The sequence below is a fragment of the Streptomyces sp. 1222.5 genome (assembly GCF_900105245.1).
GTDB classification, from domain to species: Bacteria; Actinomycetota; Actinomycetes; order Streptomycetales; family Streptomycetaceae; genus Streptomyces; species Streptomyces albidocamelliae.
The window spans coordinates 7,898,695-7,921,754 of the sequence record NZ_FNSZ01000001.1 but is presented as its reverse complement, the minus strand read 5'-3'; the positions used below and the strand labels follow the sequence as shown (position 1 = coordinate 7,921,754).

20 protein-coding genes are annotated in these 23,060 nt (G+C 72.4%); 12 read left to right on the top strand and 8 right to left on the bottom strand.

Translation table 11 applies throughout. From position 1 onward, the window contains the following. Window positions 1-142 precede the first annotated feature (142 nt). Window positions 143-1,258 carry a PP2C family protein-serine/threonine phosphatase gene (locus BLW57_RS35865; RefSeq protein ID WP_093479861.1) on the top strand — a complete coding sequence of 372 codons (1,116 nt, stop codon included), beginning with the start codon at window positions 143-145 and terminating at the stop codon, window positions 1,256-1,258. 28 nt (window positions 1,259-1,286) lie between these two features. On the opposite strand, the gene BLW57_RS35860 is transcribed toward BLW57_RS35865, so the two are convergent. Continuing rightward, entirely contained in the window at window positions 1,287-1,727 is a 441-nt protein-coding gene (locus BLW57_RS35860; RefSeq protein WP_093479860.1) for an Lrp/AsnC family transcriptional regulator, read from the bottom strand. Between the two features lie 40 nt (window positions 1,728-1,767). Next, window positions 1,768-3,111: a transaminase gene (locus BLW57_RS35855; RefSeq protein WP_093479859.1), complete on the bottom strand. Its 1,344-nt coding sequence runs from the start codon at window positions 3,109-3,111 to the stop codon at window positions 1,768-1,770. 339 nt (window positions 3,112-3,450) lie between these two features. On the opposite strand from BLW57_RS35855, the gene BLW57_RS35850 reads away from it, so the two are divergent. From BLW57_RS35850 to BLW57_RS35835, 3 genes are all read left to right on the top strand, one after another. After that, a complete protein-coding gene (locus BLW57_RS35850; protein ID WP_093479858.1) occupies window positions 3,451-3,918 on the top strand; it encodes a hypothetical protein in 468 nt (155 codons plus the stop codon). Between the two features lie 473 nt (window positions 3,919-4,391). Further along, window positions 4,392-5,633: a serine hydrolase domain-containing protein gene (locus BLW57_RS35840; protein WP_093479856.1), complete on the top strand. Its 1,242-nt coding sequence runs from the start codon at window positions 4,392-4,394 to the stop codon at window positions 5,631-5,633. A gap of 117 nt (window positions 5,634-5,750) precedes the next feature. Then, window positions 5,751-6,983 carry a cytochrome P450 family protein gene (locus tag BLW57_RS35835; protein ID WP_093481065.1) on the top strand — a complete coding sequence of 411 codons (1,233 nt, stop codon included), beginning with the start codon at window positions 5,751-5,753 and terminating at the stop codon, window positions 6,981-6,983. A gap of 137 nt (window positions 6,984-7,120) precedes the next feature. Here BLW57_RS35835 and BLW57_RS35830 read toward each other — a convergent pair whose 3' ends face one another. Further along, window positions 7,121-8,662, bottom strand: coding sequence for a helix-turn-helix domain-containing protein (locus BLW57_RS35830; protein WP_256339668.1), 1,542 nt, complete (start codon window positions 8,660-8,662; stop codon window positions 7,121-7,123). A 319-nt stretch (window positions 8,663-8,981) separates the two neighbouring features. Here BLW57_RS35830 and BLW57_RS35825 point away from each other — a divergent pair, with 319 nt between their 5' ends. The 3 genes from BLW57_RS35825 (at window position 8,982) to BLW57_RS35815 (ending at window position 11,865) form a co-directional block, all read left to right on the top strand. Next, window positions 8,982-9,602, top strand: a complete 621-nt coding sequence (locus BLW57_RS35825) for an L-threonylcarbamoyladenylate synthase (RefSeq protein WP_176985852.1) — start codon at window positions 8,982-8,984, stop codon at window positions 9,600-9,602. Between the two features lie 112 nt (window positions 9,603-9,714). After that, complete coding sequence (locus tag BLW57_RS35820) at window positions 9,715-10,470, top strand: dienelactone hydrolase family protein (RefSeq protein WP_093479854.1); 756 nt, start codon at window positions 9,715-9,717, stop codon at window positions 10,468-10,470. Window positions 10,471-10,665: 195 nt separating this feature from the next. Then, window positions 10,666-11,865, top strand: a complete 1,200-nt coding sequence (locus tag BLW57_RS35815; RefSeq protein WP_093479853.1) for a glycoside hydrolase family 64 protein — start codon at window positions 10,666-10,668, stop codon at window positions 11,863-11,865. Between the two features lie 66 nt (window positions 11,866-11,931). On the opposite strand, the gene BLW57_RS35810 is transcribed toward BLW57_RS35815, so the two are convergent. After that, complete coding sequence (locus tag BLW57_RS35810; RefSeq protein WP_176985989.1) at window positions 11,932-14,250, bottom strand: M4 family metallopeptidase; 2,319 nt, start codon at window positions 14,248-14,250, stop codon at window positions 11,932-11,934. 415 nt (window positions 14,251-14,665) lie between these two features. Further along, on the bottom strand, window positions 14,666-14,890 hold the full coding sequence (locus BLW57_RS35805; protein ID WP_093479851.1) for a hypothetical protein: 225 nt from the start codon (window positions 14,888-14,890) through the stop codon (window positions 14,666-14,668). Between the two features lie 123 nt (window positions 14,891-15,013). Between BLW57_RS35805 and BLW57_RS35800 the strand changes: the two genes are divergently transcribed. Continuing rightward, complete coding sequence (locus tag BLW57_RS35800) at window positions 15,014-16,243, top strand: low temperature requirement protein A (RefSeq protein ID WP_093479850.1); 1,230 nt, start codon at window positions 15,014-15,016, stop codon at window positions 16,241-16,243. Window positions 16,244-16,311: 68 nt separating this feature from the next. Here the strand turns inward: BLW57_RS35800 and BLW57_RS35795 are convergent, their stop codons facing one another. Then, window positions 16,312-16,599: a DUF1905 domain-containing protein gene (locus tag BLW57_RS35795; protein ID WP_093479849.1), complete on the bottom strand. Its 288-nt coding sequence runs from the start codon at window positions 16,597-16,599 to the stop codon at window positions 16,312-16,314. 172 nt (window positions 16,600-16,771) lie between these two features. Here BLW57_RS35795 and BLW57_RS35790 point away from each other — a divergent pair, with 172 nt between their 5' ends. Together BLW57_RS35790 and BLW57_RS35785 are read left to right on the top strand one after the other, a co-directional pair. Then, complete coding sequence (locus tag BLW57_RS35790; RefSeq protein WP_093479848.1) at window positions 16,772-18,274, top strand: metallophosphoesterase family protein; 1,503 nt, start codon at window positions 16,772-16,774, stop codon at window positions 18,272-18,274. Window positions 18,275-18,355: 81 nt separating this feature from the next. Next, on the top strand, window positions 18,356-19,384 hold the full coding sequence (locus tag BLW57_RS35785) for an LLM class flavin-dependent oxidoreductase (RefSeq protein ID WP_093479847.1): 1,029 nt from the start codon (window positions 18,356-18,358) through the stop codon (window positions 19,382-19,384). A 31-nt stretch (window positions 19,385-19,415) separates the two neighbouring features. Here the strand turns inward: BLW57_RS35785 and BLW57_RS35780 are convergent, their stop codons facing one another. Further along, window positions 19,416-20,390 carry a TauD/TfdA dioxygenase family protein gene (locus BLW57_RS35780; protein WP_093479846.1) on the bottom strand — a complete coding sequence of 325 codons (975 nt, stop codon included), beginning with the start codon at window positions 20,388-20,390 and terminating at the stop codon, window positions 19,416-19,418. Between the two features lie 115 nt (window positions 20,391-20,505). Next, entirely contained in the window at window positions 20,506-21,366 is an 861-nt protein-coding gene (locus BLW57_RS35775; RefSeq protein ID WP_093479845.1) for a helix-turn-helix domain-containing protein, read from the bottom strand. Between the two features lie 148 nt (window positions 21,367-21,514). Between BLW57_RS35775 and BLW57_RS35770 the strand changes: the two genes are divergently transcribed. Then, window positions 21,515-22,378, top strand: a complete 864-nt coding sequence (locus BLW57_RS35770) for an oxidoreductase (RefSeq protein WP_093479844.1) — start codon at window positions 21,515-21,517, stop codon at window positions 22,376-22,378. Window positions 22,379-22,440: 62 nt separating this feature from the next. After that, window positions 22,441-23,052, top strand: a complete 612-nt coding sequence (locus BLW57_RS35765) for a DNA polymerase ligase N-terminal domain-containing protein (protein WP_093479843.1) — start codon at window positions 22,441-22,443, stop codon at window positions 23,050-23,052. The last annotated feature ends 8 nt before the right edge of the window (window positions 23,053-23,060 follow it).

The following is a 23,060-nucleotide window of genomic DNA, read 5'->3' as shown; positions in this document are numbered from 1 at the left end:
CGCTCGCCTCCTTCCGTCCGTCTCGGGCGTGCGGTCAGACGGTAGGCGGGCCGCGACGGGGCTGTCCACCGCTTTTCGCCGGTGCCCGTCCCGGCCCGCCGGCAGGGAGGCCGCGGCCCGGTCGTCGGCGTAGCTTGGGGATGTGAGTGCGGTGCGCGGCAGGTCCTCTCCCCGGGACCAGGAGGATCGCGGCTGGCTGCGCGGCGCGCCCCCGCCGTGGTGGGTCCGGGCGCTGCCGCTGCTGCTCCTCGCCGGTGTCACGGCGGCCGCGCTGGTGAGTCCGCACGCGAGCGATCTCGGTTTCCTGCTGGGGGCCATCCCACCGCTGGCGGTCCTGTCGTACGGCCCGGTGGCGACCGCGTTCCTCGGTGTGGCGGTGCTCCTGGTGCTGCACCTTCCGGGCACCCATCTGAACCGCCCGGGCGAGACCGATCTGCTGACCATCGCCTTCGTGGCCGCGCTGAGTGTGTTCGTCTCCTATGTGCGCAGTCGCCGGGACGCCCAGCTGGACACCGAGCGGACGATCGCCGAGGCCGTGCAACGCGCCGTCATGCCCCCGCTGCCGGAGCGGGTCGGGAGCATCGGCTGTACGGGCTTCTACCGGACCGCGCAGGACGGGACGCTGGTGGGCGGTGACTTCTTCGACGTGCGGGAGGGGCCGAAAGGGGTCCGTGCGGTGATGGGGGACGTGCAGGGGCACGGGCTGGCGGCGGTGTCGACGGTGGTCTCGCTGCTCGGGGCGTTCCGGGAGGCCGCGCTCGACCAGCCGGACCTCCGGTCGGTGGCGTGGCGGATGGACCGCAGACTGGCGGTGGACTCGGCGGGTGTGCGGCACGCGGAGCTGTTCGCGACCGGGGTGCTGCTGGAGTTCTCGCCCGACGCGCGGACCGTGCGGGTGGTGACCTGTGGTCATCCGACGCCGGTTCTGCTGCGCGAGGGGAAGGCCGTGGAGGTGACCGTCCCGCCCTGTCCGCCGCTGGGGCTGGGGCTGCTCGGCGACGACCCGCCGAAGGAGGTCGCCCTGGCACTCGGTCCGGGCGACCGGCTGGTCCTGGCCTCCGACGGGGTGTGGGAGGCCCGGGACGCGGGTGACTCCTTCTATCCGCTGCCCGAGCGGCTGGCCGCGCTGGCGGGTACGGCGTCCACGGCGTCCGCCCAGCTGCCCGCGGCGGTCTGGCGGGACCTGCTGGCTCTGGGCTACGAGGTCCGGGACGACGCCACCATGCTGGTGCTGGTGCCCGGGCCGCAGGTCACGTGACCCGGCCCGGACTCCCGGTCCCGGACGGTCAGCCCACGTCCCACAGGAAGCGGTGGGTGTGGATGCCGAAATACGGGAAGGACTCGATCTCGCGGACGCCGTCGATCGGGCGGACCACGTCGTTGACGAAGTCCAGCAGCGCCTTGGGGCCGGGGGCCACGACCTCGGCGAACAGGTCGAATCCGCCCGAGGTCAGCACCGAGTAGACGACCTCGGGGCGCTCGGCGAGGGCGTCGGCGAGCGTGCGGGGGTCGCCGTCGGCCCGGATGCCGAGCAGCGCCATCGCCTGGCCGCCCATGGCCATCGGATCGGTGACGCCGACCACCTGCACGGCCCGGGAGTCGAGCAGGCGTTGCAGGCGCTGCCGGGCCGCCGAGGCGGACAGGCCGACCTTCGGTCCGAGGTCGGCGTAGGCGATCCGGCCGTCGGTCTGCAGCTCGCGCAGGATGGCCCGGTCGATCTCGTCCACGCGTCTCCTTCCGTGTCGTCCCGCGCGGCAGCCGCGTGGTTCAGCCGTTCAGTTCGTCGAGGGCGGCGGCGAAGACCGCGGTGTGGGTGTCGACGTCCCCTTCGGTGGTGTCGGGGCACATCAGCGCCATGTTGTGGAACGGGGTGAGCAGGATGCCCCGGTTGGCCAGGTACAGGTGCAGGAAGTCCTCCAGCTCCGGGTCGGAGGCCGCCGCGGACTCGGTGCGGGGTGCCGGTGCGGTGAAACGGTACTCGGTACGGGCGCCGAGCCGGCTGAAGGACCAGGGCAGCCGGTGCGCCTCGACACCGGCCCGGACCCCCGCCTCGAAGCGCTCGGCGAGCTTGGTCATCCGGGCGAACGCCGCGTCGGTGAGCACGTGTTCCAGCGTGGCCCGGGTCGCCGCGACCGACAGCGCGTTGCCCGCCAGGGTGCCGCCGACCCCGCCCATGTCGACGAGGTCCAGATCCGCGCGGGCCAGCAGCCGCTCGGCCAGTTCGGCGGAGAGGCCGTAGGCGCCGGCGGGGATGCCGCCGCCGATCGCCTTGCCGATGGTCAGCAGGTCGGGTTCGAGGTCCCACTCGGCCGTGCAGCCGCCGGGGCCGGCGGAGAAGGTGTGGGTCTCGTCGTTGATGAGCAGCGTGCCGTACCGCCTGGTCAGCTCGCGGACACCGGCGAGGTAGCCGGGTTCGGGCAGCACGATGCCGATGTTGGTCAGTGCGGGCTCCATGAGGACGGCGGCGACGTCGCCGTGGGCCAGCTCGCGCTCCAGTCCGGCGAGGTCGTTGAACTCGGTGACCCGGCTGGTCAGCGTCACGTCGCAGGGCGCGCCGACGTTGCCCTCGCGGGCGGTGCCGTCGCCGTCCGGGCCGACGACGATCAGCGACTCGTCCACGCTGCCGTGGTAGCAGTAGCTGTTCACCAGGACCTTCGGCCGGCCGGTCACGGCCCGCGCGAGCCGGATCGCCCAGCGGTTGGCGTCGGTCGCGGTGAGGGAGAAGCTCCACCGCGCCAGGCCGAAGCGCCGGGTCAGCTCGGCGCCGACCCACTCGGCGTCCTCCGTGGGCAGCATGGCGGTGGCCCCGCCGAGTTCCGCGAAGCGCCGCTGCACCGCCTCGGTGACCGGCGCGGGCGAATGGCCGGCCATCGCACCCGTGTCGCCGAGGCAGAAGTCGATGTACTCGTGCCCGTCCACGTCCGTCACACGTGCGCCGCGCGCGCCGGCCAGATAGCGCGGGAAGGCGCCGGCGGTCTTGTTCATCCAGGTCATCGGCACCCGGCCGAAGAGGTGGTCGGCCCGCGCGTAGGCCTCCCGCGAGCGCGGGTTGCGGCGCTCGGCCTCGGCGCTCTCGCGGGCCAGGAGGGCGTGCAGTCGCGTGCGGTCCATGAAGTACCTCGCTGGAGGAGACGGCGAATGACCCGACTGTACGACTGAATCGGCGAAGACCTCAAGAGTCGACGATCGAATCCGCTGTTGCGACGAACGATTCGATTGCGCTCGGCGAATGGACCATCGAAAGGGTCACGGATCCCCCCTGGCTCGACCGACGAACCCTCGCGCGGAGTTCGAAAGCGTCGGCTCAAACGCCAGGCCGCGCCACCCCTTCCGCCACGTAGAAATATCTACGAGCATGCATATGCCGGGTTGCTGTGCAGACGCACGATGTGCCCGGCACCGCCGCTCCCTGCGCCCAGAGCAGGCGAGCGAGGACTTCCGGAGCAGTGCATGACGAACACGATGTGGATGCGGGGCATCGAATGGCTGGCCGCGGCGGCGGCCGACCCGCGCGCCTGCAAGTGGGAGTGGGACCACGGTGAGGGCATCGCGCTGCTGGAGGCGGGCCGCTTCTGGGACGTGCTCAGCGTTCCCGAGCGACTGGGGCTGCTCACCCTGGACCTGCTGTGGCGGCCCGAGCTGCCGGTGCCGGGACCGACCCTGGTGGACACCGCGGCGGGCCGGGTGGGCTTCCTCGTACCGCCGGACCCGTCGGAGAGCTGGGTGGGCGCGGGCCTGCGCTACGCGGGCAAAGGATCCTGGGTCGCCGTCCCGCCGCCGTACCGGCCGGCCCGCTTCCTCGAATGGCTGGTGCCGCCCGACGGCACCGGGGCGCTGCACTCCCCCGGCACCCTGGAGGACGCCCTCAGGCAGGCCAACGCCACCCTGACCGTCCTCACACCGGTGCACGGGCAGTAGGACCGGCGGGACGAGCGCGTTCGTTCGCGGAACGCGCGTCCGGGGTCAGGACGGGGACGGGCTCGGCGGGTCCGGCTCGGTGGGGACGGCGCGTCCCTGTGCCCGCCACTCCGCGACCAGCCGGTCGTAGATCGGTTCCCCCGTCCCGTCCGTCCGACGGTTCCGGTCCACCCGACGGCCCGGGATGTCGGCCCGCTGCGGGCGGTCCGTCCGTTCCAAGCGGTTCATGCCGGGGCAACGCGCACGGGCGGTCCCCGGTACGCCCCGCCCCGGCGCCTCACCGGGTCGGGTGAGGCCATCGCCCGAACGGGACCTTCCGCCTGTCGGACAAGCATCCCGCTCGGCGCGCACGGGCGCGGGCACCCGCTCCGACGGGCGCGGCGGGAGGGCCGCTCCTATCCTTGTGTGACGGTTCGGGCCCCTGACGTCCCGCTCACCGCACGTTCGCGTCTCACGTGCTTTGGAGTCAGCCCATGTCGCATCGATCCGCACACCTGCGCAGGGGGGCCCTGGTCGCCGTGACGGCGGCGACGCTGCTGGCGCCGACCGCCGCCGGCGCCGTACCGGCCGCCCCGCCCGCCGCGTCCACCGCGGGCTCGCCGGCACCGTCCCCCTCCGGACCCGACGTCCGGGCGCTCACCCCCGCGGTGGCACGCCAACTCGACACCTCGGTGGAGCGGGTGATGCGCGAGGCGAACGTCCCCGGAGTCACCGTCGGCATCTGGACGCCGGGGCAGCCCGACTACGTCCGCTCGTTCGGGGTCGCCGACAAGGCGAGCGGCCGGAAGATGACACCGGACCTGTTCATGCGCATCGGCAGCGAGACCAAGACGTTCACCGTGACCGCGCTGCTGCAGCTGGCGGACCAGGGCAAGGTCGGCCTGGACGACCCGATCGGCAAATACATCGACGGCGTGCCGAACGGCGACCGGATCACGCTGCGGCAACTGGCCGGCATGCGGAGCGGATTGTTCAACTACTCCGAGGACGACGACTTCTTCAAGGCCCTGACGTCCGACCCGCAGCGCCCCTTCACCCCGCAGCAGCTGCTCGGCTACGCGTTCAGGCATCCGGTGCTCTTCGAGCCGGGGCAGAAGTTCTTCTACTCCAACACCAACCTGATCCTGCTCGGGCTGGTCGTGGAGAAGGAGAGCGGTCAGCGTCTCGGGGACTACTTCGAGCAGCACATCCTCGGCCCGGCCGGCATGAAGGACACCGTCTTCCCGACGGGCAGCGAGTTCCCCGCGCCGCACGCACAGGGCTACACCGACCAGACGGCCGACGGGAAGGTGGCCGAGACCGCCGGCTGGAACCCGTCCTGGGGCTGGGCGGCCGGAGCGATGATCTCCACCCTGGACGACCTGCACACCTGGGCGCCGACGGTCGCCACCGGCCGACTGCCCGACGGCAAGCGGATGATCAGCCCCGCCATGCAGAAGCAGCGGCTCGTCACGCCGGCGACCCCCATCCCGGGCGCCGGGTACGGACTGGGCATCTTCGACGTGCAGGGCTGGATCGGGCACAACGGCTCCCTGCCGGGCTACGAGTCCCTGGCCATCTACCTCCCGTCGACGCGGACGAGCGTCGTGGTGCTCCTCAACACCGACATCGGCCACGACGACGAGGAACCCAGCACCCTGTTCGGCCAGGCGGTCACCCGGGTCATCTCTCCGCAGCACGTCTTCGACCTGCCGGCGCAGCCTTCGGCCAGGTGAGGTGACAACTCGGCCAGTTCGGCGGCCGAACCGGCCCGCACCATGGGCCCCGGGGCGTCGGCAGGGTGTACTGGGCGGCGAGCGCCTCACGAGATGCCGACCTGTCTGGAGACCGTCGTGACCGTGACCGACCGCCTCGCCCTCGACCCCTTCGGCAGCGACATCGTGGCCGAGAGCGCACGGCTGCGCGCCCTCGGCCCGGTCGTACCGGTCGAGTTGCCCGGCGGGATCCCCGCCTGGGCACCCACCGGCTACGACGCCCTTCGCGAACTCGTCCTCGACCCGCGGGTCAGCAAGGACGCCCGTCGGCACTGGCGGCTGTGGCCAGAGCTGGGCCGGCATCCGTCCTGGAGCTGGATGGCCACCTGGGTGGGTGTGGTCAACATGTTGTCCACCTACGGTCCGGACCACACCCGGCTGCGCAAGCTGGTGGCGCCGAGCTTCACGCACCGGCGTACCGAGGCGATGCGGCCACGCGTGGCCGCCCTGACCGGCGAGTTGCTGGACGCCCTGGAGCATGCGGGTGACGACGGCGGCACCGTGGACCTGCGAGCGGGGCTCGCGCATCCGCTGCCGATGCGCATGATCTGCGAACTGCTCGGTGTGCCGGAGGAGTTGTGGGCCGATGCCGTGCGGCTGATCGCCGACATCATGGACACCTCCGACATGAGTCCGGAACACGCCACGTCCGTACAGGAGCGGATCGGTACGGTGCTGGGGGCGCTGATCGCGTACCGGCGCGCGCGTCCCGGCGACGACATCACCACGGAACTGATCGCGGTCCGCGACGACGACGGGGACCGGCTCACCGACGAGGAGCTGCTGCACACGCTGCTGCTGGTGGTCGGGGCCGGGTTCGAGACGACCGTCAACCTCATCGGCAACGCGGTGGTCGCACTGCTGTCCGACCCGGCGCAGCTCGCGGCGGTGCGCTCCGGAGCGGTCGGCTGGGACGCGGTGGTCGACGAGACGCTGCGGGTGCATCCGTCCATCGCGGCGCTGCCGTTGCGCTTCGCGGTCGACGATCTGCCGGTGGGGGACGTGACCATCCCGGCCGGGGACGCGATCATCACGACGTACGCGGCGGCGGGCCTGGACCCCGCACGGTACGGCGAGGACGCGGCGGTGTTCGACGCGGCGCGCGAGGCCGGGGAGCATCTGGCGTTCGGGATCGGGGTGCACCGCTGCATCGGGGCTCCGCTGGCCCGGCTGGAGGCGCTGACGGCGCTGCCGGCCCTCTTCTCCCGCTTCCCGGGGCTGCGCCTGGCGGTCGGCACCGGCGATCTGCGGCGCGTTCCGTCGTTCATCGCGCACGGCTGGCAGGAGATCCCGGCCCGGCTCGGGGGATGAGCGGGGCGCGGCGACGGGTCGGAGCGCGGGGCCGCGACCGGTCCCCCGTTCCGGTCGTGCCCCGCGGAATGCCGAAGGTACGTGCGGTGCCACGCCGGGGGTAGCGCACCGGTGCACAGGTGCGTCCCGCGCGGCACTCACCGGTGCACAGGCGCGTCCGGTTGTTCCGGGTTCGCCGGGCCCAGGCGGGGCGTGGCGACCTCACCGGTGATCAGGAACGCGAGGACGACCTCGTGAAGGTCGGTGCCGCCGGACAGCAGCCGGCGTTCCAGGACGGGTTCGGCGGCCCGGACGTGTTCCCGTACGGTCTGTGCGTGCACGCCGAGAGCCCGGGCGGCGCTCTCGGCGTTCGCGTCGGCGTCGATCCAGGCGCGCAGGGTTCCGCGCAAATCCCGGCCGTCCCCGTCGAGGCGGCCGAGGAGGGACCCGGCCCAGTCGCGGAGCGCGCCGGTGCCGAGCAGGTCCGGGAGGCGGACGGGTTCCCGCGGGTGGGGTGCGGTGCCGCCGGGGTCGTAGGGGCCGTGTGCCGCCTCGGTGTTGAGCGCCAACTGGGCGAGGGCCCGGACGGCCGGGGCGGAGACGTCGGCGCCGATGAGCGCCGCGACCCGGTCGATGCGGGCGCGGACGGTGTTGCGGCTGACGCCGAGCACCTTGGCCGTGCTCACGGCGGTGAACTCCAGGCCGAGGCGGGTGGTGGCGACGAGTTCGGCGCGCACATGGTGCGGCAGCGTGTCGAGCGGGCGCAGCAGAGCCGCGGACCAGGCCCGCAGGACGGCGGGGTCCATGAGCCGCTCGGGGCGGGTCCGTTCGGCGTAGACGGCGAACCGGGCGGGGTGGAAGCGGGCCACCGCGAGGGCGGTGACGGCCTGTGTGTAGGCGGTGGCGGTCAGGGCGAGGCGCTGCCGGGTGCTGCCGCCGAGGAAGGTGCCCGGCCGGTCGGCGACCAGGAACCGCAGCCGCTCCTCCACCTCGCCCGACGGGCCGACGACGATGACGTGGCCGTCCATCGCGGGGCAGCGTACGACGAGGGCCAGGCCGTCGGTGGCGTCGCCGCATGCGTCGGCCAGCGCGTCGCGTGCGGCGGCGGCCCCCTCCATGACGTAGACGCGGGCGGTGTCCTCCTCCAGCAGGCCGGGCCACAGACCGGCGGCGACCCGGCGGGCGGAGACGGTGTCCTCCACCATGAGCAGCTGCAGGATGGCCAGCCGCAGGTCGGCCGTGACCCGCCGCAGCCGGTGCCCGGTGTCCGACAGCTCCCGTTCCCGCAGGAGCAGTTCCAGCACTCCGGCGGTGTGGCCGAGGATCTCGGCGGTGTGCCGGTCGAAGGGATCGGCCCGGGCCACGACGAGAACCGCTCCCGCGGCCGAGCCCGGCCGGGGATGCGGAATGCCGACCAGGCGGACATGGCGCGCCCCGTCCTGCAGGGCCGCGGCGGAGACCCTGCCGGTCGCGACGTCGACGGCCACCGGGGCGTCGAGCGGTATCCGCTCCCCCGCGAGCAGACCGCCGGCCGCGTCCTCGAGGCAGACCGAGGCGTGGGTCGTCCGGGCGAGCCAGGCGACGAGCCGGCGAAGGTCGCGTCCGGCGGGCCGCAGATGGCCGAGCAACTGCTCCGCCCAGTCGCCGTCACCGCCGTAGCGCTGCGGGGACACCTGGCCCCCCTCCGATCGGCCGGCCACGTGCCGTTCTCCTTCGTCTCCGCGTTGACCTGGGCATACGTCCCAGGACGTTACCCGACCGTGCGGGTGCCCATGCGGGCCGGAGGCAGACATGGCTCCGCCGGCGGCCCGGGGGGGGTGTGGGCTCGCCGGCGGAGACGCCGCGCCCGGGCGGGGGGACTGCTCCGGGCGACTCTTCCGTCGGTTGCCCCGGAATCCACGGCATACACACGGGAATTCGGGAGAATTTCGCGGGGCCGTGCGGCCGCTGTTCCCGGGGTACGGCGACCGGGTACCCGCCCTGCGCGTGCGACGGCCCGGAACGGCATAAGCTCGGTGAATGGCGAAGTACTTCGACGTGCACCCCGAGAACCCCCAGCCGCGCAGCATCGCCCAGATCGCCGACGCGGTCCGGTCGGAGGCGCTCATCGCGTATCCGACCGACTCCTGCTACGCCCTGGGCTGCCGGCTGGGCAGCCGGGACGGCATGGACCGGATCCGCTCGATCCGCCATCTCGACGACCGGCACCACTTCACGCTGATGTGCCGGGACTTCGCGCAGCTCGGCCAGTTCGTCCGCGTGGACAACGACGTGTTCCGGGCGGTGAAGGCCTCCACACCCGGCAGTTACACCTTCATCCTGCCGGCCACCCGCGAGGTGCCGCGCAAGCTGATGCACCCCAAGAAGAAGACCGTGGGCGTGCGCATCCCGGACCATGTGGTCACCCAGGCGCTGCTGGCGGAGCTGGGCGAACCGCTGCTGTCCAGCACGCTGCTGCTGCCGGACGAGGAGGAGCCGATGACCCAGGGCTGGGAGATCAAGGACCTGCTCGACCACGCGGTGGACGCGGTCGTCGACTCCGGCGACTGCGGTACGGAGCCGACGACGGTGGTCGACTTCTCCAGTGGGGAGGCGGAGATCGTCCGGCGGGGGGCGGGAGACACGACCCGCTTCGAGTGAGGACACGGCGCACCGGCCGCGGCGGTCGTGATCTTGCGTGACAGCATGGGCCGCAGCCGCGGCGTCGCGGACACCACCGCCGCCCGCCGCCCATCAGGGAGGGCCTTCTCACATGTCCGATGTCCAGGGAACCGCCGTCGACGTCCCCACCGAGGACGGTGTCGCCGACGCCTATCTCGTCCACCCCGCCGACGGGCGGCCCCGCCCGGCCGTGCTGCTCTACCAGGACGCGTACGGCCTGCGCCCGCATCTGCGGGCGATGGCCGACCGGCTCGCCGGCGCCGGATACACCGTGCTGGTTCCGAACGTGTTCTACCGCCTGGGCCGGGCCCCGGTCGTCGGGTTGCCCGACTTCATCGACCCGGCCGCGGATCCGAGTATCTGGGAGCGGCTCGGCCCGGTCGTGGCCTCACTGACGCCCGATCTGGTGGAGCGGGACGCGGCCGCCTACCTGCGCTGGCTGGCCGACAGCCCGCTCGCCGCCGACGGCCCGGTGGCGCTGACGGGGTACTGCATGGGCGCCCGGCTCGTCCTGTGGACGGCGGCCGCGCACCCGGACCGGGTCGCGGCGGGGGCCGGATTCCACGGCGGCCGGCTCGCCACCGACGATCCGGGCAGCCCGCACCTGGGCGCTCCGGCCATCACCGCGGAGCTGTACTTCGGGCACGCCGACCACGATCCGTCGCTGCCGCCGGAGCAGATCGCCCGGTTCGAGGAGGCCCTGACGGCGGCCGGGGTACGGCACACCTGCGAGGTCTACCCGGGTGCTCCGCACGGCTACACGCAGGCGGACACGAGCGCCTACCAGCGCGAGGGGGACGAACGGCACTGGGCGGCACTCCTCGGCCTGCTGGCGCGCACCTTCTGACACGAGGCCCTGACCTGCCGGGGACGGACTCGCCGTCACCGCCCCGCACCGGCTCCCGGCGTCCGCCGCACGGCGGGCGCCGGGCCGATCCCGTCCACATCATTGACATGGACGCGTCCTCGCACGACGCTGAGAGCGCTCTCAAACAGGTACGGACCAAGTCCGTACGACCCCGACCCCACACGGAGGTGGAGAGTGCCTCACCGGCTCACACGTCCCGCGCTGCCCCTGGCGGCCGCGGCGGCCCTCGTCGGCGGACTGCTCGCGCTCGGCGCAACGGAACGCGCGGACGCCGCCGTACCGGACACCGTCCCCCTGAAGATCACCAACAACTCCGGCCGCTCCGACCCGGTCTACGTCTACGACCTCGGCACCCAGCTGTCCTCCGGCAGGCAGGGCTGGGCCGACGCGAACGGCACCTTCCACGCCTGGCCGGCAGGCGGCAACCCCCCGACCCCCGCACCGGACGCGGCGATCCCCGGACCGGCCGCCGGACAGTCCAGGACCATTCGCATCCCCAAGTTCTCCGGCCGGATCTACTTCTCCTACGGCCGCAAGCTCGACTTCAGACTGACCACCGGCGGGCTGGTGCAGCCGGCCGTGCAGAACCCCTCCGACCCCAACCGGGACATCCTCTTCAACTGGTCGGAATACACGCTCAACGACGCCGGGCTGTGGTTCAACAGCACCCAGGTGGACATGTTCTCGGCGCCCTACGCGGTCGGGGTGCAGCGGGCGGACGGCAGCACCGGCAGCACCGGACACCTCAAGTCGGGCGGCTACACGGGTGTCTTCAACGCCCTGCGCGGGCAGTCGGGCGGCTGGGGCAAGCTGATCCAGACGCGTTCCGACGGAACCGTGCTGCGCGCGCTCTCCCCGCTGTACGGCGTGGAGACCGGCGCGCTGCCGGCGAACGTCATGGACGACTACGTCAACCGGGTCTGGCAGAAGTACACGACCTCGACGCTGACCGTCACCCCGTTCACCGACCAGCCGAACACCAAGTACTACGGCCGGGTCTCGGGCAACGTCATGAACTTCACCAACTCCTCCGGAGCGGTCGTCACCAGCTTCCAGAAGCCCGACGCGGACAGCGTCTTCGGCTGCCACAAGCTGCTCGACGCACCGAACGACAACGTCCGCGGGCCCATCTCCCGGACCCTGTGCGCCGGTTTCAACCGCTCCACCCTGCTGGTCGACCCCAACCAGCCGGACACCACGACCGCGAACTTCTACAAGGACGCGGTGACCAACCACTACGCGCGCGCCGTTCACGCGCAGATGGCGGACGGCAAGGCGTACGCGTTCGCCTTCGACGACGTCGGCAACCAGGAGTCCCTGGTGCACGACGGCAACCCGCAGCAGGCGTATCTGACGCTGGATCCGCTGAGCTGACACGGCAAGGGTCCCGCACCCCGTCGAACGGGGTGCGGGACCGCTGTCGTACGGCTCGGTCCGTCGTCAGCCGGTGGTCAGGGACGTGTCGTCGACCACGAAGCTGGTCTGCAGCGAGGAGTCCTCCACGCCGTTGAACTTCAGGGTGACCGTCGAGCCCGCCAGCGAGGACAGGTCGAAGGACTTCTGGCTGTAACCCGAGGCCTTGTCGAGGTTCGAGTAGGTGGCCAGGGTTTTGGAACCGGCGGTCACCGTCAGCTTGTCGTACTGGGTGCTGCTGGTGGTCTCCGCGGTGTCGATGTGCAGGTAGAAGGTCAGGGTCGCCTTGCAGCCCGCGGGGATGGTCACCGACTGGGACACGGAGTCGGTGTGCGAGGAGCCGTAACCGTCCAGCCAGGCCTTGTAGGACCCGCTGTGGGACGCCTCACCGCTGTCGGTGGTGATGACACCGCTGGTGGCGGTCCAGCTCGTGCTGCCCGACTCGAAGCCCGGGTTCTTCAGGAGCTGGGTGGAGGTGCATCCGCCGCCGGTCGTGCTGACCGTCCAGCTGAAGCTCGCGGTGCCGGTCGCGCCGGTGGAGTCGGTGACCGTGACCGTGGTGCTGTACGAGCCCGCCGCGCTGGGCGTGCCGGTGATCAGGCCGGTCGAGCTGTTGATCGACAGCCCGGACGGCAGACCGGAGGCACTGTAGGTCAGCGCGCCGCTGTTGGTGCTGGTCGCCTGGATCTGCAGGCTCACCGCCGTGCCGACGGTCGAGGACTGGCTGCCCGGGTTGGTGACCGTGACACCGTTGGCCGGCGGGTTGATGTGCCCGCCGACGTTGATGCCGGCGAACGCGTTGCCCACCCCGGCGTACTCGGTGGAGTTGGTGCCGTACAGGGCGGCCGCCGCGTTGAGGGCGGCGGTGCGCGCGCCCGCGTAGTTGGTGGTGGACGTCATGTACGTCGTCAGTGCCTTGTACCAGATCTGCAGGGCCGCGGCCCGGCCGATCCCGGTGACGGCGACGCCGTCGGAGGTCGTGCTGTTGTAGGTCACGCCGTTGATGACCTTGGTGCCGCTGCCCTCGGACAGCAGGTAGAACATGTGGTTCGCCGGGCCCGAGGAGTAGTGCACGTCCAGGTTGCCGACGCCGGAGTACCAGCTGTCCGCCGAACCGCCGTCCTTGCTCGGCTTGTCCATGTAGCGCAGCGGCGTGCCGTCACCGTTGATGTCGATCTTCTCGCCGATGAGGTAGTCGCCGACGTCGGTGCTGTTGTTGGCGTAGAACTCCACACCGGTGCCGAAGATGTCGGAGGTCGCCTCGTTCAGGCCGCCGGACTCACCGGTGTAGTTGAGGTTGGCGGTCGCCGAGGTGACGCCGTGGCTCATCTCGTGGCCGGCGACGTCGAGCGAGGTCAACGGGTCCGCGTTGGCGGAGCCGTCGCCGTAGGTCATGCAGAAGCAGCTGTCGTCCCAGAACGCGTTCACGTACGCGTTGCCGTAGTGGACACGGGAGTAGGCGGCGACGCCGTCGTTGCGGATGCCGCTGCGGCCGAAGGTGTTCTTGTAGAAGTCCCAGGTGGTCGCGGCACCGTAGTGCGCGTCGGCGCCGGCCGTGGCCGCGTTCGAGGTGGTGCCGTTGCCCCAGGTGTCGCTGGTCTGGGAGAACAGCGTGCCCGTGCCGGACGTGCCGTGGTTGAGGTTGTACGTCTTGTGACCGCCGCGCGCCCCGTCGGTGAGCGTGTAGTTCGAGCCCGACTGCGTCGTGGTCAGCGACACCTGGCCGCTGTACTGGGTGTTGCCGATACCCGTCTTGACCGCCTGGTAGCGGTGGAGTTCGGCACCCGTGACGGCGTCCGTGACGACGTGCAGCTGGCTGGGCGTGCCGTCGTCCTGGAAGCCGCCGATCACGGTCTCCCAGGCGAGCTTCGGGGTGCCGGTGCCGGCCCAGATCACCTTGCGGGCGCTGTCGGTGGTGGCCTTCTCGGCGTCGAGGGCCTTGGCGGCCTTCAGGGCCTTGGTCTCGGCCGCGGACTTGGTGAAGGTCGCGGACGTACTCGCGACCTTGATGACCCGCTTGTTGGCGAAGGTGGTGCTCACGGTTCCCGAGGCCTGCGAGGCGGGCGGGGTGTGCACGACGAGGTCGCCGCCGAGGACCGGCAGGCCGGCGTACGTGCGCTCGTACCGGGTGTGCAGGGTGCCGTCGTTGTCCTTGACGACGTCCTTGACGACCAGCTTCTCCTTCGCGCCGAGCCCGAGGGTGCGGGCGGTCGTGGAGGTCTTCTGCTGGGCGCTCTTGACCAGTGCCTGGTGCTGGGCCGGAGAGAGCTTGGCCTCGAGGCCGCCGGTGCGCAGCGGGGTGGGGTGGGGGGCGGCCGGCGTGGCGGACGCGGGGACCGCCTGCATGCCGAGGGCGAGGAAGGCCGCGGTGGAGAGCAGGGCGGCTCCGACCGTGGCCCGCTTGTGACCTCTGTGGGGAAGGGGTCTGTGGGGAGAGCGTCTCACTCGTACTCCTCCTGCTGCGGCCGCGGGGTGGCGGCCGGTGACAGACCGGGCAGACGGGTCTGCTGCCCGGGCGAGCTGAGCTGTGCGGGACCGTGATCCGTGCGCACACCATGGAAGTGCGATGTGCTGGGGGGAGAATTCCAGCTTTGACTCGCGCATGTCAGTCACGCCGGGGGCATTCAAGGGTTTTCCCTATACCGGGCGGCGCGGAGGGGGCGGTTCCAGGTCCCCGCGGGGGGTTTTCACCCCATGGCGGCGCCCGCGACGCAGGAGGAGTCGCCGCGGGTCCATCGCTGATTCTGGAGGTGACGGAGGATCAGGTGGTCACCTCCAGCTCCCTCTTCAGCGCCGCCATCTCCTTGTCGACGAGCGCGATCTGCTGGTCGAAGTAGTCGTCGGTGAAGCCCGGGGGCCGGAAGAACGTGATCATGAACTCGCTCCCCTCGCCGTTGGGCACCACGCGGGCCGGCACGCTCCTGGCGGCCTCCCGGTCCACGTAGTCGTGATCGGGCAGACCCGTGGCGGCCTCGCCCGGGATCACCGCTTCGGCGATGCCGTTGCGTGTGAGCCGAGGGGCCGCCGAGGCGGCATCATGCTGCGCATGAGCGGAACGAAGCGGACCGGCGGTCCCGGTGGCGGCAGACTGGCCCACAGCCGAGTGCCCATGAGCGGCCGTGATCCGGAACAGCCCGGCCGGGTCTCGTCACCTCTGGAGCTGTTGTTCGACCTCACGTTCGTGGTCGCGGTGGGCACCGCGGCGTCGGACTACGCCGAGATGATCGCCGAGGGGCAGCCCGGCAAGGCGCTCACCGGGTTCGTGCTGGCCATGTTCGCGATCAGCGTCGCGTGGATCAGCTTCAGCTGGTTCGCCTCGGCCTTCGACACCGACGACTGGCACTACCGGTGCCTGACCATGCTCCAGATGATCGGGGTCGTGGTGTTCTCCCTGGGGCTCCCGGCGATGTTCGACTCGATCAAGGAGGGCGGTCACCTCGAACTGCGGGCGATGGTGATCGGGTACGTCGTGATGCGGGTCGCCATGGTGCTCCAGTGGTGGCGGGCGTCCCGGGAGTCGCCTCCGTTCCACCTGGTCGGCACGGCGAACATCCGCTGGACGGTCCTGGCGCAGGCCGGCTGGGTGGTGGTCGGCTTCGCGGAGCTGCCGCCGGCCGTCACGTTCGTGGCGTTCGCCCTGCTCGGGGCGGTCGAGCTGCTGCTGCCGGTGTTCAGTCAGGGCGGCGCCGGGGGCACCCCCTGGCATCCGCACCATGTCGCGGAGCGGTACGGCCTGTTCGCGATCATCACCCTCGGCGAAGGGGTCGTCGGCACGGTCGCCTCCTCCGGTGACCTCCTCGGCGGCGCCGGCGGGACGCACTGGACCGGGAACGCGATCGCCGTCGTCGTGGCGGGCGTGGGTCTCACCTTCGGCATGTGGTGGGTGTACTTCGCCGTGCCCTTCGGCGACCTCCTCGTGTACCGCCGCAGTCGCGGATACGTCTTCGGCTACGGCCACATCCCGGTGTTCGTCGGGATCGCGGGAGCGGGTGCGGGACTCCATGTGGCCGGACTGCATCTGGAGCACCACGCCGAGATCGGCGGCGTCGCCGTGATCCTGTCGCTGGCCCTGCCGGTCGGCCTCTTCCTGCTCATGGTCTACCTGCTGCACACGCTGCTGCTCTCCGCGACGGACCGCTTCCACCTGCTGCTGATCTCCCTCACGCTCGGAGTGCTGGCCGCCGCCGTGCTGCTCTCCGCGGCGGGCGCGCCGACGGCGGTGTGCCTGCTGGTGGTGATGCTCGCGCCCTTCGTCACGGTGGTCGGGTACGAGACGGTCGGCCACCGGCACCAGCGGGAGATGCTGAAGGCTCTCGCCGCGCGCCCCCGGAGCGCCTGAGGGCGGCCGGCCGGTGCCGGGCGGGCCGGGGTGTCCCGGTCGCGGGGCGGTTCGCCGACGACCGGGGGTCACAGTCGTACGGTCATCTCCACGGCCACGTCGTCGCCGACCGCGAGGCCCTGCGGGGTGCGCACGGCGTTCTTGAGCGGCAGCAGATAGCCGTCGTCCTTCGGGAAGAGCGACGTGGTGAACGTGATGGCGCCGATGCGTGCCTCGACGGGGATGACCCCCCAGCCGTACGTGGCCACGGCGGCCACCTCCCGGATGTCGGCGGCCTCCGGGTCGGGGACGGCGATGAAGTAGTACGGCGACGGACCCCGCCACTCGATCACCGGTCCCGCGAAGGCGAGTTCCACAGATCCGCTCCGTTCCTCGACGGGGCCCCTGCCGGCCGGAGGGCCCGGCCTCCCGAGGAGCCGGGCCGCGCGCTCAGCGTACCCCGGCGCAGAACCCCCCTGGCCGTCACGGAGGTGGGCGTACGGGGCCCCGCATACCCCTGGTGACCGGCGCGTTGTTACGGTGCAGCGCGTGTCTGACTCCTCACGCGATACCGCCCAGGGCGCCGGCTGGGGCGCGGCCGAGCGCGGCGCCTACCAGCAGCTGATGCCGGACCACGTCGAGAAGCTGTCGTGGCTGAACCCGAGGACCCTGTGGGCCGCCCGCAACGGCGTGCTGGCCTCCTGGTTCGGCGATCCGACCGGGCGCACCCGCGGCCGCTGGGTGGCACGGCGGCAGGCGGCGGGCGCTCCCGCCGACAAGGTGATCCGGCGCGAGGTCCCGGACCGGTTCTCCTTCATGGTCATCGGCGACACCGGCGAGGGCGACGACTCCCAGTACGCCGTCGTGCCCGGTTTCCTGAGGACCGGTCAGGACACCGAGTTCGCGGTGATCGCCAGCGACGTCATCTACCCGGTGGGCGCCGCGGGCGACTACGGCGACAAGTTCTTCCGGCCGTACCAGGGCTATCCGGCGCCGATGTACGCGATTCCGGGCAACCACGACTGGTACGAGGACCTCGGCGCCTTCATGCGTGTCTTCTGCGCCGACACCCCGCCGCTCGGCGCCGCGCCCCGCCCCCGCGCGCTCACCCGCGCCTGGTGGCGCGACCTCCTCTGGCACCGGCCCGGCCCCACGGACGAGCAACGCCTCGCCGCCGCACGGGGGTTGCGGCCGGCGCCCGCCCAGCAGGCCGAGCAGCCCGGCCCGTACTGGGCGATCGACGCCGGTCCGGTCCGGATCGTCGGCATCGACACCGGTCTGCTGGGCACGATCGACGCCGAACAGGGCGCCTGGCTGCGGGAGGTGTCCCGGGGGCCGAAGCCGAAGGTCCTGATCACCGGGTCGCCGCTGTACGTCGACGGCGAGCACCACCCCTGCGCCGTCGAGGGCGGCGGTTTCGTCGACGACATCGTCCGAGACCCCGAGCACAACTACGTGGCCGCGATCGGCGGCGACATCCACAACTACCAGCGGTACCCGGTCGACGTGGCCGGCCGCACCGTCCAGTACGTGGTGGCGGGCGGCGGCGGCGCGTTCATGCACGCCACGCACACCATCCCGCGGGTGTCGGTGGCAGGAGTCACCGAACGCGACTTCCGCTGCTACCCGCTGCGCGGCGACTCCCTGTCGTTCTACAGCCGGCTGTACGGCCGGCGGCTGCGGCTGCGCCGCTTCTTCACGCTCACCGAGGACGAGGCCACGGCGGTCGTCTCCGAGCGCCTCGGCATCGAGCCGGGCCGCGCGCCCGGAGCCGGCGCCCGGATCACCCGGCGCACCCGGCTGGTCGCGGGCCTGCTCGGCACCGGAAGCCGCCCCGAGAGCAAGTCACGGTTCCGGCTGCCGGTCCGGAAGACCTACACCCAGCTGTTCTCGCCGTCCTCCACCACCTACAGCCCGCCGTTCTTCAAGTGCTTCCTGCGCCTGGACGTCAGCGCCGACGCGATCCGGCTGCGCTGCTTCGCCGCGACCGGCAACCGTGCCCAGGAGCTCGATCCGCCGGTCGAGGACGAGGTGACGATCCCGCTGAACTGAGCGCAAGGGAACGATCACACGGCTGTCACACTCGCCTGCCACAATCGCGGCAGAACCGACGTACGACCGCTGGAGGAGCCCGTGCCGACCGCCTCTCGCCCGCTGCGCAGGCTGGGCTTTCTCACGATCGGCCTGTTCGACCCGGCGGACCCGGCCCGCGGCCACGAGTCCACGCTGGAGATCATCGAGCTGGGCGAGCGGCTCGGATTCGACAGCGCCTGGGTCCGCCACCGGCATCTGCAGTACGGCATCTCGTCCCCGGTCGCCGTCCTCGCCGCGGCCTCGCAGCGCACCCGCCGCATCGAACTGGGCACGGCGGTGACACCGCTCGGCTGGGAGAACCCGCTGCGCCTGGCCGAGGACCTGGCCACCGTCGACATCCTGTCCGGCGGCCGGCTGAACCCGGGCGTCAGCGTGGGCCCGCCGACACACTACGAGCAGGTCAGGGAGGCCCTGTACCCGGACACCTCCGACACGGAGGACTTCGGCTACGAGCGGGTGCGGCGGCTGCTGGACCTGGTGCGCGGCGAGCCGGCCACCGGCTTCAGCGGTGCGGTGGGCTTCGAGACGTTCTCCGACGTCGTGCAGCCGCACTCCCCCGGCCTCGGCCGGCGGCTCTGGTACGGCGGCGGCAGCCTGGGCTCGGCACGCTGGGCGGGCGATCACCGGATGAACCTCCTGACCAGCAGCGTCGTCAAGGCCGAGGGCACGGACACACCGGCTGACTTCGCCGCGATCCAGCTGTCCCACATCCGGGAGTTCCGGGCCCGCCACCCCGACGGCGAGGCGGCCCGGGTGTCCCAGGGCCTGGTGGTGATCCCCACCGACTCGGCGACGCCGGAGCAGCGGGCCAAGTACGCCGCGTACGCGGACAGGCGTCTGCCGCGCACGACCGCCCCGCAGGGCCCGGCGCGGCTGCTGTTCGCCCCGGACCTGGTGGGCACCTCGGCGGAACTCGCGGAGCGGCTGCACGCGCACGCCGCCTTCCGCGAGGTCGACGAGGTGGCGTTCGCGCTGCCGTTCGCCTTCGAGCACGAGGACTACGTGCAGATCCTCACGGACATGGCGACGGAGCTGGGCCCGGCCCTGGGGTGGCGGCCGGCGGGCTGAGCCGCGCCGGCCGCCGTCCCTGGGCCGGGGTTCACCAGCGGCCGGGCGCGGTCCCCGTGACCGGTTCGGACGGCTTGCCGTCCACCCCCACCGGCACGTCCCCGGCGAGCATCACCCGGTGCATGACCCGGGGGAGGCCGAGGTGGGCGTTGTCGCTCGGGGCCAGGTGGATGGTGGCCCGGTTGTCCCAGAAGGCGACGCTGCCGGGCTCCCAGCGGAAGCGGACCGTGTACTCGGGCCGCACCGCCTGTTCCAGCAGCATCTCCAGCAGCGCGGCGCTCTCGGGACGGGAGACGTCCACGATCTGCTCCAGGTAGTAGCCGTTGACGAACAGCACCCGCTCACCCGTCTCCGGGTGCACCCGCACCAGCGGATGCACGGAGGCGACCTGGTGGTCCAGGAGGTGCCGGAGGTACGCGTCGTCGCCGGGCCGTGCCTGGTAGCCGACGCCGAGACGGTGCTCGGCGCGCAGCCCGTCCACGAAGGCGCGGACCGGCGCCGACAGACCGGCGTAGGCGGCGGCCAGGTTCGCCCAGGTGGTGTCGCCGCCGTACGGCGGGACCGTCTCGGCGCGCAGGACGGTCGCGGCCGGCGGGTCGATCCGGGCGCCGTGGTCGCAGTGCCAGCCGCGCAGCAGGGTGTGCCGCCGCCGCTGGAGCCACTCCTCGTGCTCCATGCCGAACCGGCCGCCCAGCTCCAGCCGGTCCGCGGTGGTCTCGACCTCGGGGAAGCCCGCGGGTGAGGCGCTCCCCCGCCGGCCGAGAACGACCGGTTCCCCGAACCGGCGGGCGAAGGCGACGTGCCCGGCGTGGTCCAGCTCCTGCCCGCGGAAGAAGACCACCTTCCAGCGCAGCACGGCCCGCCGGATCAGGTCCACCACGGCGTCGTCGAGGGGTCCGGCCAGGTCGACCCCGGTGATCTCGGCCCCGATGTGCCCGGCGACCGGACTCACCTCCACCCCCGCGACCCGTTCCGTGTGGTCCTCGGTGGCCCTGTGCGTCGTCATGCGCGCTCCGATGCTCGTCCGTACCGGCTCCCCGAAGATCGTGGCACCTTCGGCCCCCGGACGGCGAACACCCGTACGGCCCGTGTCCGGAACGCGGCCGTGCCGCGGCGGCGGGCTACTGTCCGTCGACGCGTTCCTGGGCACTGCCGGCCGCGGGCGCGCTCAGGCTGCCGAGGATGTCGAGCAGTTCGGCGCTGCGGCTGCCGGGCTCGGCGTGGAAGACGACGAGGGTGAGCCCGTCGGCGCCCTCCACGGACAGCTTGTCCGAGTGCAGGTCGAGGTCGCCGACCTGCGGGTGGGTCAGCCGGCTCACCCGGCCGCGCCGGGGCCGCACCTCGTGGCGGGCCCACAGGACGCGGAAACGTTCGCTGCGCAGCGACAGCTCGCCGACCAGGTCGCGCAGGCGCGGGTCGTCCGCGTCCGCCCCGGCCCCCGAGCGCAGGGCGGCCACGCCCTCCGCGGTGAGGTCTTCCCAGTCCCGGCGCAGCGCGCGCTCGGCGGGGTCGAGGAAGACGGCCCGCAACAGGTTGACGCCGGGCCGGTAGTTGGGGGTGATCGCGGTGGCCAGGGCGTTCGCGGCCAGGCAGTCGGTGTAGCGGTTCTGGAGGTAGGCGGGGGTGCGCGGCCAGCCGTCGATCAGCTGCAGGAGGCTGGCCGGGACCTGCGGCGTCCGGCGCCCGGGCCGTGCGCCCGACGCGGGCCGTTCCCGGGCGAGCCCGACGAGGTGGGCGGTGGCGTCGGCGTCCAGCCGCAGCACCCGGGCGACGGCCTCCAGCACCTGCACGGACGGGTTGCGGTCGCGGCCCTGCTCCAGCCTGAGGTAGTAGTCGGAACTGATGCCGGACAGCATCGCCACCTCCTCGCGGCGCAGCCCCGGCACCCGGCGCAGGCCGCCGCCGGGGAGCCCCACGTCCTCGGGCCGCACCAGTGCCCGGCGGGCGCGCAGGAACTCACCGAGCGCGTTCGAACCGTCCATGGCACCACCGTACGGGCGCCCGGCCGCCGATGGCTGGCCCTGTCACTCCCAGGATCGCGGGGGTACTGCTGCCCCGTTGACGGCGGGCGCAGGGTGGAGGTGGGGCGACCGGGAGGGCCGGTGGCCCGGAGAACATGAGAGGTACGACATGACTGCACAGCTCGGCGGCACCGTCACCCCGGCCGGGGGACCGACCCTGACCCGGATGGGCTACGGCGCCATGCAGCTGACCGGTCCGCACGTCTTCGGCCCGCCGAAGGACCGGGGCCGGGCGGTCGCGGTGCTGCGCGCGGCGGTGGAGGCGGGCATCACCCACATCGACACGGCGGACTTCTACGGCCCCGTGGTGGTCAACGAGATCATCAGGGAGGCCCTGCACCCCTACCCGGACGGGCTGCACCTGGTCACCAAGGTCGGTGCCCGGCGCGGCGTCGACGGCGGCTGGATCATGTCCCGGCACCCCGAGGACCTGAAGGCGCAGGTGTACGACAACCTGCGGCACCTCGGCGTGGAGACGCTGGACGTGGTCAATCTGCGGCTGGGCGACGTCGACATCCCGAACGAGGACTCCGTCGCCGAGCAGTTCGGCGCTCTGGCCGAGCTGCGCGAGCGGGGGCTGATCCGGCACCTGGGGCTGAGCGCGGCCTCCGTGGCGCAGCTGGCCGAGGCCCGGGCGATCGCGCCGGTGGTGACCGTGCAGAACCTGTACAACCTGGCGAACCGGCGGGACGAGGCCTTGCTGCGGCGCACCGCGGCCGAGAACATCGTCTTCGTGCCGTACTTCCCGCTCGGCGGCTTCACGCCCCTGCAGTCCGAGACGCTGGCGCAGGTGGCCGCCCGTCTGGAGGCCTCGCCGCAGCAGGTCGCGCTGGCGTGGCTGCTGCGCCGGTCGCCGAACATCGCGCTCATCCCCGGCACCTCCTCCGTCGCGCACCTGCGGGAGAACATCGCCGCGGCGGCCCTGGTGCTGCCGGACGACGCGGTGGCCGAGCTGGACGGCATCGCGGGCTGAACGCGCCCCGCCCGGGGTACCCGGGGCGCGTGAGGCGGACCCACGCACGGAAGGAGCCGCACGTGGCGGCGGAGGACCGGCTGCGGGCGTATCGCGGCAAGCGCGACTTCGAGCGGACCCGCGAACCCTCGGGCCGAACCGCCCGGGCCGGCGCGGACGAGCCCCGATTCGTGGTCCAGATCCACGACGCGCGGCGGATGCACTTCGACTTCCGGCTCCAGGTCGACGACGTCCTGAAGTCCTGGTCGGTCCCCAAGGGCCCGTCCGGCGACCCCGCGGACAAGCGGCTGGCCGTACCCACCGAGGACCATCCGCTGGACTACGAGGACTTCGAGGGTGTGATCCCCGAGGGCGAGTACGGCGGCGGCACGGTGATCGTGTGGGACAACGGTACCTACGAGCCCCTCAGCCATGACCGGCGCGGGCGGGCGGTGGACTTCGCCGAGTCCCTGGCACACGGGCACGCCACCTTCCGGCTGCACGGCACGAAGCTGCGCGGCGAGTACGCCCTCACCCGCTTCCGCGGCGGCCCGGACGAGGAGGAGGCCTGGCTGCTGGTGCGCAAGGGACCGGCGCGGCCGGCCGGGCACGGCACCCCGGATCCACGGCGGGCCCGCTCGGTGCGCACGGGACGCACGCTCGCCCAGGTCGCGGCGGCCGCCGGCGAGGAGTGAGGTTCGCG

What these genes read in the sequence shown, in the direction of transcription:
- BLW57_RS35855 (WP_093479859.1), bottom strand. Translation starts at nt 3,111, where the DNA reads ATGGACCGCACGCGACTGCACGCCCTCCTGGCCCGCGAGAGCGCCGAG.
- BLW57_RS35850 (WP_093479858.1), top strand. Translation starts at nt 3,451, where the DNA reads ATGACGAACACGATGTGGATGCGGGGCATCGAATGGCTGGCCGCGGCG.
- BLW57_RS35840 (WP_093479856.1), top strand. Translation starts at nt 4,392, where the DNA reads ATGTCGCATCGATCCGCACACCTGCGCAGGGGGGCCCTGGTCGCCGTG.
- BLW57_RS35825 (WP_176985852.1), top strand. Translation starts at nt 8,982, where the DNA reads ATGGCGAAGTACTTCGACGTGCACCCCGAGAACCCCCAGCCGCGCAGC.
- BLW57_RS35820 (WP_093479854.1), top strand. Translation starts at nt 9,715, where the DNA reads ATGTCCGATGTCCAGGGAACCGCCGTCGACGTCCCCACCGAGGACGGT.
- BLW57_RS35810 (WP_176985989.1), bottom strand. Translation starts at nt 14,250, where the DNA reads ATGCAGGCGGTCCCCGCGTCCGCCACGCCGGCCGCCCCCCACCCCACC.
- BLW57_RS35800 (WP_093479850.1), top strand. Translation starts at nt 15,014, where the DNA reads ATGAGCGGCCGTGATCCGGAACAGCCCGGCCGGGTCTCGTCACCTCTG.
- BLW57_RS35780 (WP_093479846.1), bottom strand. Translation starts at nt 20,390, where the DNA reads ATGACGACGCACAGGGCCACCGAGGACCACACGGAACGGGTCGCGGGG.
- BLW57_RS35775 (WP_093479845.1), bottom strand. Translation starts at nt 21,366, where the DNA reads ATGGACGGTTCGAACGCGCTCGGTGAGTTCCTGCGCGCCCGCCGGGCA.
- BLW57_RS35770 (WP_093479844.1), top strand. Translation starts at nt 21,515, where the DNA reads ATGACTGCACAGCTCGGCGGCACCGTCACCCCGGCCGGGGGACCGACC.